This window comes from Candidatus Melainabacteria bacterium RIFOXYA2_FULL_32_9, assembly GCA_001784615.1.
Lineage (GTDB): Bacteria > Cyanobacteriota > Vampirovibrionia > Gastranaerophilales > UBA9579 > UBA9579.
The window spans coordinates 9424-11055 of the sequence record MFRQ01000075.1 but is presented as its reverse complement, the minus strand read 5'-3'; the positions used below and the strand labels follow the sequence as shown (position 1 = coordinate 11055).

2 pseudogenes (both cut by a window edge) are annotated in these 1632 nt (G+C 31.5%); both read left to right on the top strand.

Annotation, left to right across the window (positions count from 1 at the left end):
* A pseudogene (locus A2255_11040) lies at positions 1–767 on the top strand (hypothetical protein); it begins 298 nt to the left of the window's first position.
* A gap of 358 nt (positions 768–1125) precedes the next feature.
* Positions 1126–1632, top strand: a pseudogene (locus A2255_11035) (hypothetical protein); it runs 54 nt beyond the window's last position.

Sequence of the window (1632 nt, the reverse complement as noted above, 5' to 3'; positions counted from 1 at the left end):
AGTATGCAGAGAACAGAATAACTAAAGAAGGTTTTGTAGATATATCAAACATGGAAAGAGTTCCAAATAATGAGGTAGTAGGGTTATATCTTACGAATGGAGAAATCTATAATCCTCTTGAATTCAAGTTTTGGAGCAGTTCAAAAATTACAAATAAATATGAATACAAGAAAAAGCCCAAAATGCTTATAGAATTTCTTCAATATTATGGAATGAATGGAATCCCCGTAAAAAAGGTGATTTTTGATGCATTTTTTAATTCAAAGATAAATCTTAAATGGTTAATGGATAATGAATACATCTTTATTACAAGAGTTGAGAACAACAGGATAGTGTTTATTAATGGAGAACGTTATGTATTAAAAGAATTAGGATTAAATGATGGAGAAAGTATAATCTGTGAGCTTCAAGGAATAAAACAAAATGTAAAAATACTCAGATTTTGGCTCCAAAATGAAGAATATTACATTGTAACCAATGACCTTGAAAACTCAGATGGCAATTTAAAACAGGATTATCTTGACAGGTGGGAATGTGAAGTCTTTCACAGAGAGGCAAAACAAAAGCTGGGCTTGGAAAAAATGCTTGTTAGATCCTGGAGGAAATTGAATAATAGAATAGGATTAATTTGTGTTGTTTATGGCTTCCTGTCTGCAATTAAACAGCATACAATGATCTCTATTGGAAAAACTAAAAGAAAAATACAGGACTTTATCTACTCAACTCATAATGCAGCCGACCGTTTAGACTGTTTTATATTTTCTTAAATTTCTGCAGCAGGGATATTTTTTAAAATTTATCTTGTGAAGCAATCTCTAAACATTATTTTTTGAATTCTCGGATAGGCTCTTAATATCTTGGTGATGGTGAAAAAATAAGTGGTGAATATTTAGGGATGAATCCATATTGTCATGCCGGACTTGATCCGGCATCTTACCAATGTTGTCAACCGGATAGATCCCGAAACAATACTGAAACAAGTTCAGCACATGGTTCGAGATGACATTTTTGCTGATTATAAAATCTTTTCTCCAAACTCATTTCCTGTGCTATCATTAAGATTGATTAGGAAAATTATTTTCTGATGGTGCAAGTAATTTTATAAAATTCAATAAGGATAATTCTATGTCAAATGCTGGATTAAATGGTAAGATTTTACGCTTTTTACTGCCTGTACTTGCAATAATAGGTATTGCAATATCACTGGAATTAACCTACGTTTACTACAACGCAAATTTCGTTCCCGGATCAGCTCCTAGTTTCTGTGCAATAAATAGTACTATAGACTGTGATGCTGTAGCAAGAACCGAATTCTCGACCTTTTTGGGTATCCCTTTATCCGTTTATGGCTTATTTTTCTACATTTGGGTATTAAAAGTAACTCTCATCCCTTATTTCAATTTACCTTTTTTAAAAGACTTTAAAAATCCTAAAAGCTATATCTTCTCTGCTGCATCAATATCTGTAATTGTATCTGTTATTTTAGGATTCATTTCTTCAAATTTGATTCATAAAATCTGTATTTTATGTTATGTATCATACTTGGTAAATATAGCTATACTTTTAGTAAGTAAATCAGGAGCCAGCTTCATGAGCCATTATGAAAACACTGTTAAAGACGGCATAAATATA